At 76.4% G+C, this 15,549-nt stretch carries 14 protein-coding genes; 4 read left to right on the plus strand and 10 right to left on the minus strand.

Going from position 1 to position 15,549, the window contains the following annotated elements; genetic code table 11:
- Position 1: 1 nt before the first annotated feature.
- Genes ACFO3M_RS12705 through ACFO3M_RS12735 form a run of 7 tightly spaced genes read right to left on the minus strand, consistent with a single transcriptional unit; the run spans position 2 to position 9,665 of the window.
- Positions 2 to 766: an enoyl-CoA hydratase-related protein gene (locus ACFO3M_RS12705; RefSeq protein WP_387988984.1), complete on the minus strand. Its 765-nt coding sequence runs from the start codon at positions 764 to 766 to the stop codon at positions 2 to 4.
- Positions 759 to 2,360 (minus strand): class I adenylate-forming enzyme family protein, encoded by a 1,602-nt coding sequence (locus ACFO3M_RS12710; RefSeq protein ID WP_387988986.1) that lies wholly within the window; start codon positions 2,358 to 2,360, stop codon positions 759 to 761. Before ACFO3M_RS12710 ends, ACFO3M_RS12705 begins: the two co-directional genes overlap by 8 nt.
- Positions 2,350 to 4,389, minus strand: a complete 2,040-nt coding sequence (locus ACFO3M_RS12715; protein WP_387988988.1) for an ATP-binding protein — start codon at positions 4,387 to 4,389, stop codon at positions 2,350 to 2,352. Before ACFO3M_RS12715 ends, ACFO3M_RS12710 begins: the two co-directional genes overlap by 11 nt.
- Positions 4,386 to 5,966, minus strand: coding sequence for an acyl-CoA carboxylase subunit beta (locus tag ACFO3M_RS12720; protein ID WP_387988990.1), 1,581 nt, complete (start codon positions 5,964 to 5,966; stop codon positions 4,386 to 4,388). Before ACFO3M_RS12720 ends, ACFO3M_RS12715 begins: the two co-directional genes overlap by 4 nt.
- Positions 5,963 to 7,732, minus strand: a complete 1,770-nt coding sequence (locus ACFO3M_RS12725) for an acyclic terpene utilization AtuA family protein (protein WP_387988992.1) — start codon at positions 7,730 to 7,732, stop codon at positions 5,963 to 5,965. The genes ACFO3M_RS12720 and ACFO3M_RS12725 overlap by 4 nt, the downstream gene beginning before the upstream one ends.
- Positions 7,729 to 8,523: a TIGR03084 family metal-binding protein gene (locus ACFO3M_RS12730; protein ID WP_387988994.1), complete on the minus strand. Its 795-nt coding sequence runs from the start codon at positions 8,521 to 8,523 to the stop codon at positions 7,729 to 7,731. The genes ACFO3M_RS12725 and ACFO3M_RS12730 overlap by 4 nt, the downstream gene beginning before the upstream one ends.
- Entirely contained in the window at positions 8,520 to 9,665 is a 1,146-nt protein-coding gene (locus tag ACFO3M_RS12735; RefSeq protein WP_387988996.1) for an acyl-CoA dehydrogenase family protein, read from the minus strand. The genes ACFO3M_RS12730 and ACFO3M_RS12735 overlap by 4 nt, the downstream gene beginning before the upstream one ends.
- Before the next feature lie 118 nt (positions 9,666 to 9,783).
- On the opposite strand from ACFO3M_RS12735, the gene ACFO3M_RS12740 reads away from it, so the two are divergent.
- From ACFO3M_RS12740 to ACFO3M_RS12755, 4 genes are all read left to right on the plus strand, one after another.
- Positions 9,784 to 10,806 (plus strand): LLM class F420-dependent oxidoreductase, encoded by a 1,023-nt coding sequence (locus ACFO3M_RS12740; RefSeq protein ID WP_387988998.1) that lies wholly within the window; start codon positions 9,784 to 9,786, stop codon positions 10,804 to 10,806.
- A 51-nt stretch (positions 10,807 to 10,857) separates the two neighbouring features.
- Positions 10,858 to 11,709, plus strand: a complete 852-nt coding sequence (locus ACFO3M_RS12745) for a patatin-like phospholipase family protein (RefSeq protein WP_387989000.1) — start codon at positions 10,858 to 10,860, stop codon at positions 11,707 to 11,709.
- Between the two features lies 1 nt (position 11,710).
- Positions 11,711 to 12,739: a lysophospholipid acyltransferase family protein gene (locus ACFO3M_RS12750; protein WP_387989002.1), complete on the plus strand. Its 1,029-nt coding sequence runs from the start codon at positions 11,711 to 11,713 to the stop codon at positions 12,737 to 12,739.
- A 67-nt stretch (positions 12,740 to 12,806) separates the two neighbouring features.
- Positions 12,807 to 13,562 carry an alpha/beta fold hydrolase gene (locus ACFO3M_RS12755; RefSeq protein ID WP_387989004.1) on the plus strand — a complete coding sequence of 252 codons (756 nt, stop codon included), beginning with the start codon at positions 12,807 to 12,809 and terminating at the stop codon, positions 13,560 to 13,562.
- A 23-nt stretch (positions 13,563 to 13,585) separates the two neighbouring features.
- On the opposite strand, the gene ACFO3M_RS12760 is transcribed toward ACFO3M_RS12755, so the two are convergent.
- The 3 genes from ACFO3M_RS12760 to ACFO3M_RS12770 all read right to left on the minus strand — a co-directional run.
- On the minus strand, positions 13,586 to 14,323 hold the full coding sequence (locus tag ACFO3M_RS12760; protein ID WP_387989006.1) for a ferredoxin reductase: 738 nt from the start codon (positions 14,321 to 14,323) through the stop codon (positions 13,586 to 13,588).
- Positions 14,293 to 14,901, minus strand: a complete 609-nt coding sequence (locus ACFO3M_RS12765; RefSeq protein ID WP_387989008.1) for a molybdopterin-dependent oxidoreductase — start codon at positions 14,899 to 14,901, stop codon at positions 14,293 to 14,295. The genes ACFO3M_RS12760 and ACFO3M_RS12765 overlap by 31 nt, the downstream gene beginning before the upstream one ends.
- A 71-nt stretch (positions 14,902 to 14,972) precedes the next feature.
- On the minus strand, positions 14,973 to 15,549 hold a 577-nt coding region (locus ACFO3M_RS12770), incomplete at its 5' end, for a helix-turn-helix transcriptional regulator (RefSeq protein WP_387989010.1).

Consider the following 15,549-nt stretch of genomic DNA (forward strand, 5'->3'; position numbering starts at 1 on the left):
CTCAGGACACCCAGGACGGGCGGCGCTTCTCCAGCAGCGCGGCGATGCCCTCCCGCGCCTCGGCCGAGCCGAACCGCTCCGCCGACAGCGCCGCCGTCCGGGCGAGGTCCTCCCGCAGGTCGGCGCCGGGCAGCTCGCGCAGCAGCCGCTTGGTGACGGCGAGCGCCTCCGGCGCGCCGAGCGCCAGCTGCGCCACGAACCCGTCGACCGTGGCGTCGAGCTCGCCGTCGGCCACCGCGCGGTCGAGCAGGCCGGCCTCCCGCGCCCGGGCGCCGTCGAAGGGCTCGCCGGTGAGGAACAGCTCGCGCGCCGCCCGCGGGTCCATCCGCCGCAGGCAGGGGACGGCGATGACCGCCGGCGCGACCCCGATGCGGACCTCGCTGAAGCCGAACGTCGCGCCGGCCGGGCCGACGGCGAGGTCGCAGGCCGCGATCAGTCCGAGCCCCCCGGCGCGGGCGGCGCCGTTGACCCGCGCCACCACGGGCTTCGGCCCCTCCATGAGCAGGGTGAGGACCTCCGGCAGGCCGACCGGCCCGGGACCGCCGCCGGCCCGCTGCTCCTTGAGGTCGGCGCCGGAGCAGAACACCGGCCCGGCGCCGGTGAGCACCAGCACCCGCACCGCGTCGTCGGCGAGCGCGTCCTGCAGCGCGGCGTGCAGCTGCTCGAGCAGGGCCCGGGACAGCGCGTTGCGGTTGCGCGGGGAGTCCAGGGTCACCACCGCCGCCGGTCCGCGGCGGGCGGTGGTGACCAGGGGCGCGTCAGCCACGGAACTCGTCGCGCAGCTCGTGCTTCTGGATCTTGCCGGTGGCGGTCTTCGGCAGCCCGGTGCGGACCTCGATCCGCTTGGGCACCTGGAAGCCGGCCAGGTGCGCCCGGCAGTGGGCGAGCAGTCGTTCGGCCAGCGCGGCGGGGTCGGCGTCCGGGTCGGCCGGGACGACGACGCCGGTGACCGCCTCGCCCCAGCGGTCGTCGGGGACGCCGATCACCGCGGCCTCGACGATCTCCGGGGACGCGAGCAGCACCCGCTCCACCTCGACGGAGGAGACGTTCTCGCCGCCGGTCTTGACCATGTCCTTGACCCGGTCGGTGAACCACACGACGCCCTCGTCGTCGAGGTGGCCGACGTCGCCGCTGTGGAACCAGCCGTGCGCGAACGCGGCGGTGTTGGCCGCCGGGTTGTTCCAGTAGCCGCTCATCACGTGCGGGCCGCGGTAGACGATCTCGCCGGTCTCCCCGGGCGGCAGCAGCCGGCCCGCCGGGTCCATGACCCGGGTGTCCACGGTGACCGTGGACGGCCCCCACGACGCCGCCTTGGTCTCCTGGTGCGACGGCCACTGGAACACCGTGGCCGGCACGCACTCGGTCTGCCCGGAGCCCAGCAGCACCCTCGCGTTGGGGAACGCGGCGGCGATCGCGGTGATCCGCTCCTGCGGCATGGGGGCCATCGCGTAGATGCACAGCTGCACCGAGGACAGGTCCCGCGTCCGGATGCCCGGCGACGCCAGCAGCGCGGCGTACATCATCGGCAGCAGCATCAGGTGGGTGGCCCGGCGGCGCTCGACCAGCTCGAGGAAGGCCTCGGGGTCGAAGCCGCCGGGCAGCACCGCGGTGCCGCCGGTGAGCAGGACCGGCAGCAGCAGGGTGTCCAGCGCGGTGGTGTGGAACAGCGGCAGCACGATCGGCAGCACGGAGAACTCGTCGCCGCGCCGGTGGCCGACCTGCAGCGCGTTGCTCAGCACGCCGACGTGCACCGCCAGGTGGCTGGTCAGCACGCCCTTGGGCCGCGCGGTGGTGCCCGAGGTGTACAGGCAGTGCACGGTGTCGCGGTCGTCGACGAGCACCCGCACCGGCGTCGGGTCGGCGGCGACGTCGTCCCAGCGCAGCACCTCCCGCCCGGCGACCTGCGCAGGCGGCGTGTCGCCGGTGACGACCACCCGGGTGACGGCGGGCAGCCCGGGCAGCACGGCCTCCAGCAGCGGCAGGAACACCGGGTCGGCGACGACGGTCGCGGTGCCGGAGTCGGCGAGGATCCACCCGACGTCCTCCGGCGCCAGCATCAGGTTGACCGGCAGCGCGACCAGCCCGGCCTTCGCGCAGCCGAAGAAGCTCGCGGCGAACCGCCACGAGTTGCCGAGCAGGAAGGCGACCGGCTCCTGGTGGCCCACGCCGGCGTCGAGCAGGCCGCGGCCGAAGGCCTCGGCGGCGGCGTCGAGGCGGGCGTAGGTGACCTCCTCCTCGCCGTCGACGATGGCGGTGCGGCCGGCGAACAGCTGCGCGGAACGGGTGAGCATGTCGCCCACCGAGAACCGGGTGGCGAGGTTGAGCTCCAGGGGGTCGATCCCGGACAGGTCAGGACGCACCGCGGTCTCCTCCGCTCTCGGGGGCTGTGGGGGTGACGACCGCGAGGACCGCGCCCGTCTCCACCTGCGCGCCCACGTCGGCGTGCAGGGAGGTGACCACCCCGTCGGCCGGTGCGACCACGGGGTGCTCCATCTTCATGGCCTCGAGGACCAGCACCAGCTGCCCGGCGCGGACCTCGTCGCCCTCGGCCACGGCCACCCGCGTGACGGCGCCGGGCATGCCGGCGGTCAGCGAGCCGGGCGCGACCGCGGCGGACGGCTCGGGGAACCGCGGCAGCTCGGTGAACGCCGTCGCGCCGTCGGGGCCGTCGACCCAGCTGCGGTCGCCGTCCACGTGCACCTCGTGGGTGCCGCGCAGCCCGCCGGCCTCGACGACGAGCCGGACCCGGCCGGGGCCGGTCACCGCCGTGCCGAGGACGGCGAGGTCCACCGGCTCGCCGTCCACGTCGGCGGTGACGCCGCCGCGGTGCAGCCGGTAGCGCACGGTGCCGGCGTCGAAGGCGGTGGTCTGCGGCACCGTCGGGTTGTTGCGCCAGCCCGAGGGCAGGCCGGCCAGCACCGGCGCGGCCGCCCGCCGCAGCGCCGCTCCCGCGAGCGCGGCGACGACGGCGTGCACGCGGCGCCCGGCGTCGTCGACCAGCGGCGTGGCGAGGACGTCGAGGCCGTGCCGGTCCAGGAAGCCGGTGTCGGTCTCCCCGGCGAGGAACGCCTCGGACCGCAGCACCCGCACGAGCAGGTCGCGGTTGGTGGTGACGCCGTGCAGCCGGGCCCGGGCGAGGGCGCCGGCCAGCGCGAGCGCCGCCGACGTGCGGTCCGGCGCCCAGGCGACGACCTTGGCCAGCATCGGGTCGTAGTGCACGCCGACGTCGTCGCCCGCGCGGAAGCCGCTGTCCAGCCGGATCCCCGGCCCGGGCGGCGTGCGGAACTCGGCGTCGGCGGCGAGCGCGAACCCGGCCAGCCGGCCCGACTGCGGCAGCCAGTCGCGCGCCGGGTCCTCGGCGTACAGGCGCACCTCGATCGCGGCGCCGGACAGCGTCGGCGAGACCGCCCCCGGGGGCAGCGGGCGCCCGGCGGCGACGTCGAACTGCAGCCGGACCAGGTCCAGGCCGGTGACCGCCTCGGTGACCGGGTGCTCGACCTGCAGCCGGGTGTTCATCTCGAGGAACCAGAACTCGCCGCCCTCGTCGAGCAGGAACTCCACGGTGCCCGCGCCGACGTAGCCGATCGCCCGCGCGGCGGCCACGGCGGCGTCCTGCAGCCGCTGCCGCAGCTCCGGCCCGACGGCGGGGGAGGGCGCCTCCTCGACCACCTTCTGGTGCCGGCGCTGGATGGAGCACTCCCGCTCGAACAGCGCCACGGTGTGCCCGTGCCGGTCGCCGAACACCTGCACCTCGACGTGCCGCGGGCGCTCGATCAGCCGCTCGAGGAACACCGTGCCGTCGCCGAACGCCGACGCCGCCTCGCGGCCGGCGCCCTCGACGGCCTCGGCGAGCTCCTCCGGCCCGCGGACGGTGCGCATGCCGCGCCCGCCGCCGCCGAAGGAGGCCTTGACCAGCAGCGGCCAGCCCACCTCCCCGGCGGCCTTCTCCAGCGTGTCCCCGGACAGGCCGGTGGCGTCCACGCTCGGCAGCACCGGCACCCCGGCCCGGGCCATGAGCTCCTTGGCGGCGAGCTTGCTGCCCATCGCCTCCACGGCGTCGGGGTCCGGCCCGACGAACACCAGCCCGGCGTCCTGCACGGCGCGGGCGAAGTCCGCGTTCTCGGAGAGGAAGCCGTAGCCGGGGTGCACGCAGTCGGCGCCGGCGCGCAGGGCGGCGGCCACCACGAGGTCGGCGCGCAGGTAGGTCTCGGCGGGCGTGTTCCCGGGCAGCCGGACCGCGACGTCGGCCTCGGCCACGAACGGCGCCCCGGCGTCGGCGTCGGAGTGCACGGCGACCGTGCGCAGGCCCATCGCGCGGGCGGTGGCGAACACGCGCCGGGCGATCTCGCCGCGGTTGGCGACCAGCACGCACGTGAGGGCGCGGCTCACAGCCGGAACACCCCCCATCCGTCGTGCAGTCCTCTCACCGGCGCGTTGTGGACCGCCGACAGGGCGAGCCCGAGGACGGTGCGGGTGTCGCGGGGGTCGATGATCCCGTCGTCGTAGAGCCGGCCGGAGAGGAACAGCGCCAGCGACTCGGCCTCGATCTGCTGCTCCACCGCCGCGCGCATCGCGGCCGCGGCCTCCTCGTCGTAGTCGCGGCCGCGGGCCCGGGCGCTGGCCCGGCCGACGATGTCGAGCACGCCGGCCAGCTGTGCCGGGCCCATGACCGCGCTCCTGGCGTTGGGCCAGGTGAACAGGAAGCGGGGCTCGTAGGCGCGGCCGCACATGCCGTAGTTGCCGGCGCCGTAGGAGGCGCCGATGTTGACGGTGAGGTGCGGGACGGTGCTGTTGGAGACGGCGTTGATCATCTGCGAGCCGGCCTTGATGATCCCGTCCTGCTCGTACTCGGTGCCGACCATGTAGCCGGTGGTGTTCTGCAGGAACAGCAGCGGGGTGTCGGTCTGGTTGGCCAGCTGGATGAACTGCGCGGCCTTCTCCGCGTCCTGCCGGAACAGCACGCCGCGGGCGTTGGCCAGCACGCCGACCGGGTAGCCGTGGATGCTCGCCCACCCGGTGACCAGCGAGGTGCCGTAGAGCGGCTTGTGCTCGTCGAACCGGCTGCCGTCGACGACCCGGGCGAGGACGTCGCGCGGGTCCAGCGGCTGCCGCAGGTCGGCCGGGGCGAGGTCGAGCAGCTCCTCGGGGTCGTGCAGCGGCGGGTCGGCCGGCCGGGAGGGGCCGGGGCCCTGCTTGCGCCAGTTGAGGTTCCGCACGATCCGCCGGCCGATCCGGATGGCGTCGACCTCGTCGACGGCGAGGTGGTCGGCGCTGCCGGAGACCCGCGCGTGCATCACCGCGCCGCCGAGGGACTCCTCGTCGGCGTCCTCGCCGGTGGCCATCTTCACCAGCGGCGGCCCGGCGAGGAACACCTTGCTGCGGTCCTCGATCATCACGACGTGGTCGCTCATCCCGGGCACGTAGGCGCCGCCGGCGGTGCTGTTGCCGAAGACCAGCGCGACGGTCGGGATGCCCGCGGCCGAGAGCCGGGTGAGGTCGCGGAAGCCGCGGCCGCCGGGGATGAAGATCTCCGACTGGGTGGGCAGGTCGGCGCCGCCGGACTCCACGAGGCTGACGAACGGCAGCCGGTTGACCCGCGCGATGTCGTGCGCCCGGGCGGACTTGCGCAGCGTGTACGGGTTGGACGTGCCGCCGCGCACGGTCGGGTCGTTGGCCGACACCACCACCTCGACGCCCTCGACGACGCCGATGCCCGTGACCGTGCTCGCCCCGACCGGGAAGTCGGTGCCCCACGCGGCGTAGGGGGACAGCTCCAGGAACGGGCTGTCGCGGTCCAGCAGCAGCTCGATCCGCTCGCGCGCGGTGAGCTTGCCGCGCTGCCGGTGCCGGGCCAGCGCCTTCTCGCCGCCGCCGGCGGTGGCCAGCCGGAGCTGCTCCTCCAGCTCGGCCAGCCGCTCGAGCATCGCGGCGCGGTTGCCCGCGGCGCGGTCGTCCAGGACCGTCATCCGTCTCCCTCCCGGGGCAGCAGGCGCTCGGGGACGTCGACCACGCGGGAGCGCAGCCACTCGCCCACGGCCTTGGCCTGCGGGTCGAACCGGGTCCCGGCGGCGACGCCGTCGCCGAGCAGCCCGGGCAGCTGGAACAGCAGCGCCCGCAGCCCGGGCAGCAGCTCGCGGGTGACCGGCAGCGCGGCGGCCTCGGGGAGCAGCGCGCGCAACCGGTCGGGGGTCAGGAAGGCGGCCAGCCAGGCGTAGCCGTCGTCGTCGCGGGCCCAGACCCCGAGGGTGGCCGCGCCGCCCTTGTCGCCGCTGCGGGCGCCGGCGACCCGGCCCAGCGGCACGCGGCGGGTCGGGCCGTCGTCGGCCCAGGCGGGCGGCCCGGGCGGCTCCGGGACGTCGGCGGCCCCCGCGGCGGGGACGGCCGACGGCAGGGTCTCGGTGGTCCCGTCGGGCAGCCCGACCACCTGCGGCACCTCGCCGGCCGGCACCCACGCGGCGGAGTAGACGCCGTACGGGGTCGGGCTCGGCGGCGCGGAGGTGGCGTGGAAGCCGGGGATGCTGGCCAGGCCCAGCTCGATCACCGGCACGGTGAACGCCTTGCCCACCCGGCGTCGGTCGCGGTCCTTGACCGTGACGTGCAGCAGCGCGGCGGCCTCCTCCTGCACGCCGGCGTCGGGGGAGTCGGTGCGGGCCAGGGTGACGGTGACGTCCTCGACGCCGGCCAGCGCCGGGGCCAGCTGGCGGCGCAGCAGCTCCGCCTTGCGCTCGACCTCCAGCCCGGTCAGCGGCAGCGTCATCGCGTTGCGGAAGCCGCCGAGCCGGTTGACCGCCACCTTGAGCAGCCCCGCAGGTGGCAGCCCGCGCGCGCCGGAGACCTCCACCCGGTCGGGGCCGGCCTGCCGCAGCCGCAGCGTGTCGAAGCGGGTGACGACGTCCGGCCCGCCGTAGCGGCTGCCGGTGAGCTCGTAGAGCAGCTGCTCGGTGACCGTCCCGGCCGTCACCGCGCCGCCGGTGCCGGGGTGCTTGGTGATCACCGACGTGCCGTCGGCGGCGATCTCGGCCAGCGGGAAGCCGGCGTGGTCCAGTGCGGCGGGGTCGGCGTCGAGCAGCTCGGCGAAAAAGCTGTAGTTGCCGCCGGTGGCCTGCGCGCCGCACTCGAGCACGTGCCCGGCCACGGTCGCGCCGGCCAGCGCGTCCCAGTCGTCCGCACCCCAGCCGTGGTGCCAGGCCGCGGGCCCGACGACGAGGCTCGCGTCGGTGACCCGCCCGGTGACGACGACGTCGGCGCCGGCCTGCAGCGCCCGCACGATGCCGCGGCAGCCGAGGTAGGCGTTGGCGGTGAGCGCGTCGTCCACGTCGTGGTCGCCGGGCGGGCGGTCGCCGGCGCGCAGCCGGCCGCGGAGGTCGCCGAGGCGGGGGAGCAGGTCGTCCCCGCTCACGGTGGCGACCCGCACCGGGAGCCCGAGCCGCTCCCCGAGCGCGGTGACCGCGGCGGCCAGGCCCCGCGGGTTCAGCCCGCCGGCGTTGGCCACGACCCGGACGCCGCGCTCCAGCGCGGTGCCCAGGCACTCCTCCAGCTGGGACAGGAAGCTGCGCGCCCACCCGGCGGACGGGTCCTCGGCCTTCTGCCGGCCGAGGATGAGCATGGTCAGCTCGGCCAGGTAGTCGCCGGTGAGGACGTCGACCTCACCGCCGTCGAGCATCTCGCGCATGGCGGCGTGCCGGTCGCCGTAGAACCCGGACACGTTGGCCACCCGCAGCGGCGCCGTCACCGCAGCGGCTCCCGCCCGGCGCCGGGCGGGCCGGCGAAGGCCTGCGCGATGCCCGCCCACTCCCGCGCGGCCGGCCCGGTCACCTCGAGGTCCAGGTCGTCGCGGTGCCGGCGCTGGGTGACCAGCAGGCAGAAGTCGAGCGCGGTCCCGCGGACGACGTCGGCGGCGTCGTACGGTCCCCAGGTCCAGGACTCCCCGCCGGGGCCGGTCAGCTCCACCCGCACCGGGCGGTCGGGCACCGGCAGGCCGCGGACGGCGTAGGCGAACGGCCGGGCGCGCACGCCGATCTCGGCGACCGACCGCAGCCGCGCGGTCGGCTCCCGGGTCTGGCCGAGCGCGTCCACGACGTCCTGCCCGTGCGCCCAGGTCTCCATCAGCCGGGCCGTGACGAACGACGCCGGACTCATCGGCGGCCCGAACCACGGCACCCGGACGCCGGGGTCGGCGGCCCGCAGCGCCGCGGCGAGCGCCGCCCGTCCCGACCGCCAGGCGGCGAGCACGTCGGCCGGGGGATCGGCGCGGCCCTCGCGGGTCAGCCGCTCCACGTACTCGCCGGCGCCCTCCCCGAGGCCGGCCACCAGCGCGGCGAACCCGGCGGGGTCGGTGACGGCGAGCAGCGCGTCCCGGTCGAAGAACCGCAGGTGGTTGACGGTGTCGCGGACGTCCCAGCCGGCCGCGGGGGTCGGGGTCAGCCAGGCGGCGTCGTCGAGCGGGGCGACGCGCGCGTCGAGGTCGGCGGACTCGGCGTCGAGGTCGTCGACCAGCGCCTGCAGCAGCGGGGCGCCGCTCACGCGTCGAACCCGTCCATCCGGGCCAGCACCTGCAGCATCACCTCGTCGGCGCCGCCGCCGATCGAGGCCAGCCGGCTGTCCCGGAAGAACCGGGAGGTCCAGGTCTCCTCCATGTAGCCCATGCCGCCGTGGAACTGCAGGCAGGCGTCGGCCACCTCGCGCAGCAGCCGGCCGGCCGTCAGCTTGGCCACCGTGGCCGCCCGGGTGGTGTCCTCGCCGTCCACGTAGGCCTGCGCGCACGCGTAGTTGTGCGACTGCAGCAGGTCGACCTGCGCCGACAGCTCGGTCAGCCGGAAGACGACGTACTGGTTGGCCGCGAGCGGCCGGCCGAACGCCTGCCGCTGCCGGAGGTGCTCGCGGGTGCGCTCGAGCGCGTGCCGGCAGCTGCCCACCGCGCCGTAGGCGGCGAACATCCGCTCGACGACGAACTGCGCCATCTGCTGCTGGAAGCCGCGGCCGACCGTGCCGATCGTGTTCGACACCGGCACCCGCACGTCGTCGAAGAACAGCTCGGCGGTGTCGGAGGAGCGGTTGCCGAGCTTGTCCAGCTTCCGGGAGACGGAGAACCCGGGGGTGTCGGTGGGGACGACGATCTGGCTCATCCCGCGGTGGCCGCCCTCGTCGGAGGTGCGCGCCAGCAGGCACAGCCAGTCGGCCTGGGTGCCGTTGGTGATGTAGAGCTTGCTGCCGTTGACCACCCACTCGTCGCCGTCCCGCACCGCGCGGGTGCGCAGCCCGGCGACGTCGGAGCCGGCGCCGGGCTCGGTGACGGCGATCGAGCAGACCGCGGTGCCGCGGATCGCGGGTTCCAGGTAGCGGCGCTTGAGCTCGTCGCTGCCGAACTCGTGCAGCGACGGCGTGGCCATCATCGTCTGCACGCCGATCGCCATCGGGACGCCGGCGCAGCCGGACCGGTGCAGCTCCTCGCAGAGGATGACGCTGAACAGGTGGTCGGCGCCCTGCCCGCCGTACTCGGGGTCGTACTCCAGGCCCAGCAGGCCGAGCTCGCCGAGCTTCGGGAACAGCTCGTGCGCCGGGAAGGTGCCGGCCCGCTCCCACTCGTCGACGTGCGGGGCGATCTCCCGCTCGACGACGTCGCGCACCGTCTTCCGGAACGCGGCGTGCTCGCTGGTGAAGCGCATGGGGACCCCCGGCGGAGGCGGCGCGGCACGGGCCGCGGCCGGACTTGACGACGGCGTCAGGTCTATCAGGATGGTGTGACCTGCACAACGATCGGTCGGGTCGACGGGAGGACGCGCGATGAGGCTGGGGCTGTCGCTGGGCTACTGGGGCGCCGGCCCGCCGCCGGGTCAGGGGGAGCTGGTCGCGCTCGCCGAGGACCTCGGCTTCGACTCGGTGTGGACGGCGGAGGCCTACGGGTCCGACGCGCTCACCCCGCTGGCGTGGCTGGGCAGCCGGACGACGCGGCTGCGGCTGGGCACCGGCGTCGTCCAGGTGTCGGCGCGCACCCCGACCGCCACCGCCATGGCCGCGCTCACGCTGGACCACCTCTCCGGCGGCCGCTTCGTCCTCGGCCTGGGCGTCTCCGGACCCCAGGTGGTCGAGGGCTGGTACGGCCAGCCCTATCCCCGGCCGCTGGCACGGACCCGCGAGTACGTGGCGGTGCTCCGGCAGGCCTTCGCCCGCGAGGTGGTCCGCCTCGACGGCGAGCAGTACCGCATCCCGTTCCCCGGCGGCACGGGGCTGGGCAAGGCGCTGCGGCCGACCGTCCACCCGCTGCGGGCCGACCTCCCGGTGCTGCTCGCCGCGGAGGGCCCGAAGAACGTCGCGCTGGCCGCGGAGGTCGCCGACGGCTGGATCCCGCTGTTCTACTCGCCGCACGACGACGCCCACTACCGCGCGGCGCTGGCCGAGGGCTTCGCCCGCCCCGGCGCCCGCCGGACCGCGGACGACTTCGAGGTGGCGTGCACGGTGCCGGTGGAGGTCGACGACGACGTCGACGCCGCGGCCGACCGGGTGCGCCCGATGCTCGCGCTCTACGTCGGCGGCATGGGCGCCCGCGGGGTGAACTTCCACTACGAGGTCTTCGCCCGGATGGGGTTCGAGGCCGAGTGCGCCCGCATCCAGGAGCTCTACCTGTCCGGCGCCAAGGCCGAGGCGGTCGCGGCCGTGCCGCTGGCGATGGTGGAGAAGGTGGCCCTCGTCGGGCCGCGGGCCAAGATCGCCGACGACCTCGCGGCGTGGGAGGCGTCGCCGGTCACCACGATGCTCGTCTCCGGGCCGCCGGAGACGCTGCGGACGATGGCCGAGCTGGTGGGCTGAGTGCCGGGAGGCCGGGTGGCGGTCCGCCGCCCGGGTGCCACGATGCGGGGCGTGGCAGCGACCGGCGGCACCGCGTTCGTCCTCGGCGGCGGGGGAGTGCTCGGCGCGGCCGAGGTCGGCATGCTGGGGGCGCTGCTCGAGCGCGGCGTCCGGCCCGACCTGGTCGTGGGCACCTCGGTGGGCGCGATCAACGGCGCGCTCGTCGCCGCCGACCCGACGCCGGCCGCGGTGGACCGGCTGCGCGCGGTGTGGGAGGAGCTGGCCTCCCGGCGGGTGTTCGCCGGGTCGGTGCTCGGCCGGGTCGGCACGCTGGTCCGGACCCGCACGCACCTGCACCCGCGCGAGCCGCTGCGGGAGATGCTCGAGGACGCCCTGCCGGTGTCGACGTTCGAGGAGCTCCCCGTCCCGTTCCAGTGCGTCGCGGCGAGCATCGAGCGGGCGGCCGAGCACTGGTTCACCGACGGCGACCTGGTCGACGCGGTGCTCGCCTCCTGCGCCGTCCCCGGGCTGCTGCCGCCGGTGGAGGTCGACGGCGAGCACTACCTCGACGGCGGCCTGGTGCACAGCATCCCGGTCGGCCGCGCGGTGACGCTGGGCGCCGGCACCGTCTACGTGCTGCACGTCGGGCGGATCGACCGGCCGCTGTCCCCGCCGGCCCGGCCGTGGGAGGTCGCCACGGTCGCCTTCGAAATCGCCCGCCGGCATCGGTTCACCACCGACCTCGCCACGCTGCCGGAGGGGGTCACGGTGCACGTGCTGCCCGCCGGGGACCCGGACCCGCCGGGGGCGGCCAACCTGCGCTACCGCGACTTCTCCGGCGTGCCGGCCCGCATCGAGCGGGCCCGCGCCGCGGCGGGGGAGTACCTGGACCGGGTCGCCGCCGGCCCGGGCGGGGGAGTCTGAGGTGCTGCCCCCGCGCCGCGTCCGCCGGGTCGCCGGCCCGCTCCTGGTCGGCGTGCTCGCGCTCGCCGTCCTCCTGCTGCCGGTGCTCGCCGTCGTGGCGGTGCTCGTCTCGTTCTTCCTGCCCGGGCGGCTGCGCGCGCTGCGGCTGCTGTGCTTCGGGCTGGTCTACCTCGGCCTCGAGGTGGCCGGGCTGGCCGCCGCGGCGGTGCTGTGGGTGGCCGCCGGCTTCGGCCGCCGGCTGGACTCCCCGCGCTCCCGGGCGGCGCACTACACGGTGCTGCGGGTGCTGCTCGACGTGCTCATGCGGACCGCGCAGCGGCTGTTCGCGCTGCGGCTGGTCACCGACGGGGAGTCCTGGTCGCCGCTGGACGACGGCGTGCCCGGCTCGACCAACGCCATGGTGGTCCTCTCCCGGCACGCCGGCCCCGGCGACTCGTTCCTGCTGGTGCACACGCTGATGAACCGCGACCACCTGCGCCAGCCGCGGATCGTGCTCAAGGACGTGCTGCAGCTGGACCCGCTGGTCGACGTCTACCTCAACCGGCTGCCCAACTCCTTCGTCTCCGCCGACCCGGCGGCCGGGCGGAGCCCGGAGGAGGCCATCGGCGACCTCGCCCGCGACCTGGGCGAGGAGGACGCGCTGCTGATCTTCCCCGAGGGCGCGAACTACACGCCGCGGCGCAAGGTGCGGGCCGTCCAGCGGCTGCGCGAGCGCGGGCTGCTGGCGGCCGTGCGGCGGGCGGAGGCGATGCGGAACCTGCTGCCCCCGCGTCCCGGCGGCGTCGTCGCGGCGCTGCAGGCGGCCCCGCACGCCGACGTCGTCCTCGTCGCGCACACCGGGCTGGAGCACCTGAGCACGGTCCGGGACGTGTGGCGGGGGCTGCCCATCGACAAGACGCTGCACCTGCGGTGGTGGTTCATCCCGGCCGCGGAGGTGCCGCGCGGCGAGGCGGAGCTGACCGACTGGCTCTACCGCTGGTGGGAGACCATCGACGACTGGATCAGCACGACCTCGGCAACGGTCAGATGACCGATGCCCCGCCGTCCGCGGGGCAACGAGCGTGGGAGGCGGACCCCGCACCCCCGAGGAGGTCGTCGTGACCGGTGCCCCTCCCGTCCCCACCGTCGTGCTGGTGCACGGCGCGTTCGCCGACAGCTCCGGGTGGAACGGCGTGATCGCGCGCCTGTTCGCGGCCGGCGTCCGCGCGCAGGCGGTGGCCAACCCCCTGCGCGGGATCCCCGCCGACACCGAGTACGTCGCCGCCGCGCTGCAGCAGGTCCCGGGCCCGGTGCTCGCCGTCGGCCACTCCTACGGGGGCGCGGTGGTCACCAACGCCGCCGCCCGCGCGGACGACGTGGTCGGCCTCGTCTACGTCGCGGCGTTCGCGCCGGACGAGGGCGAGCTCCTCGCCGACGTCGAGGGCGGGTCGGTCGACAGCGTCCTGATGGGCGCGCTCGAGGAGCGCTCCTACCCGACCCCCGAGGGGCCGCGGACGGAGTGGGTGATCCGCGCCGACCGCTTCCACGACGCCTTCGCCGCGGACCTCCCGTCCGCGGTGACCGCCGTGATGGCCGCGACCCAGCGGCCGGTGTCGGTGCTCGGCTTCACCGTGCCGAGCGGCACCCCCGCCTGGCGCACCCTGCCGTCGTGGGCCGTGGTGCCGACCGGCGACCGGGCCGCCGGCACCGACGTGCTGCGCGCCATGGCCCGGCGGGCCGGCGCGGACGTCGTCGAGACCGAGGGCTCGCACGCGGTCATGATCTCGCAGCCGCAAGTGGTGGCCGACGTCATCCTGCGGGCGCTGGACTCGCTCGCCCGCGGCGTGACCCCGCCGGTGCCGGCCGGCGTCTGACCGCGGCCGCCGGCCCCCGCCGGTCAGCCGCCGAAGCGCTCGAGCCGGACCGCGGACGGGTCGTGGCCGAGGTCGACCAGCGCCGTGGCGACGTCCTCCACGAAGTAGGTCGGGCCGCAGACGAAGGTGCGCGGCCGCGCCTCCGGGCCGAAGGCGTGCTCCTCCAGCAGCGCGCGGTCCACCCGGCGGGTCGGGCCCGTCCACCCGGGCGGCGCGGCGCGGGTGAGGGTGACCGTGGTCTCCGGCCCGAGCGAGCCGCGGCCGAGGAGGTCCTCGGCGCTGCGCGCGGAGTACAGGAGGCGGACCGGCGTCGTCCCGCCGGTGCGGCGGCGGTGCTCCAGCATCGACAGGAACGGGGCCACGCCCGCGCCCCCGGCCACCAGCTGCACCGGCCGGCGCTCGCCGCGCTCGGAGTCCGCGCGCGCCGACCACACGAAGTACCCGCCGATGGGGCCGCGCAGCTCCAGCACGTCGCCCGCGCGCAGCTCGTCGGTCAGGTAGGGCGACACCTCGCCGTCGGGCAGCCGCTCCACGAGCAGGGAGACGGCCGGCTCCTCGGGCGCGGAGGCGATCGAGTAGCTGCGCTGCACCGTGTAGCCGTCCTCCGCGGTGAGGCGGAGGTCGACGTGCTGGCCCGGGAGGTGCCCGGTCCAGCCGGGCACCTCGAAGGACAGCCGCCGCACCCGGGCCGTCTCGGCGACGCCGCCGGTCAGCGTCGCCGGCAGCCAGGTCAGTCGCCGCTGTACCGCTGTTCCAGCCACGGGTCACCGCGGTCGTGGTAGCCGAAGGTCTCCCAGAAGCCGGGCTCGTCGACCCGGCTCAGCGCGAAGCCGCGCAGCCACTTGGCGCTCTTCCAGAAGTACAGGTGGGGCACCAGCAGCCGGGCCGGCCCGCCGTGCTCCGGGGGCAGCGGCTCGCCCTCGTAGGTGTCCACCACCCAGGCGCGGCCGCCGGTGACGTCGGCGAGCGGCAGGTTCGTGGTGTACCCGCCGTCGCAGAACGCCAGCACGAAGGCGGCCGCCGGCGGGAGGTCGGCCAGCAGCGTGTCGACGGCGACGCCCTCCCAGCGGGTGCCGAACTTCGACCACTTGGTGACGCAGTGGATGTCGACCGAGACGGACTCGCGGGGCAGCGCCCGGAACTCGTCCCAGGTCCAGCGGCGCACGCCGTCGACCTCCCCCTGGACGGTGAGGTCCCACTCGGCCAGGGGCGTGCGCGGGGTCGGCCCGGCGGAGAGCACGGGGAAGGCGTCGCCGACGTCGTACTGCCCGGGTGGCAGCCGGTCGGCCGGGGTCGCGGCCGAGGCGCGGTGGCCGAACCCGCGGGAGATCAGGGACATGGCGGCTCCTCCCGACGACGTCCCGACTGTGCCGGGGCGGCCGCCCGGCGGCATCGGTCGATCGACCGCCGTCACCGCTCGGACGGCGGTCGCGGGGTCGGCACCCCGGCCAGCGCGTCGCGCAGCGCGGCGCGGGCGGTGACGCCGAGCTTGGGGAACGCGCGGTAGAGGTGCGCCCCGACGGTGCGGGGGGAGAGGAACAGGCGGGTGCCGATCTGCTTGTTCGACAGCCCGGAGGCGGCGAGCATCGCGATCTCGTACTCCTGCGCGGTCAGCGAGGCCGGGCCCCGCCCGCCGTCCGTGCGGCGCGCGGACGGCCCGGTGGCCCGCAGCTCCGCCGACGCGCGCGCGGCCCACGGGGTCGCGCCGAGCCGCTCGAGCACCTCCAGCGCCGCGGCCAGCTGCCCGCGGGCGGCGCCGGGCGCCCGCGCCCGCCGCAGGTGCTCCCCGTGCGCCAGCCGCACCCGGGCGAGCTCGAAGGGGTGCTCCTGCGCCCCGGGGACGGCGAGCGCGGCCTCGAAGCACCCCCGCGCCTCCTCCTCCGGCGCGACCAGCGCGGCCGCCCCCGCCAGCAGCAGCGCGGGCCCCGGCGCGGCGGCGGAGACGGGCGCGCGCCGCAGGGCGGCGACGTGGGCGGCGGCCTGGGCC

It is taken from the genome of Geodermatophilus arenarius (genome assembly GCF_042654585.1).
In the GTDB taxonomy this organism is placed as follows: domain Bacteria; phylum Actinomycetota; class Actinomycetes; order Mycobacteriales; family Geodermatophilaceae; genus Geodermatophilus; species Geodermatophilus arenarius.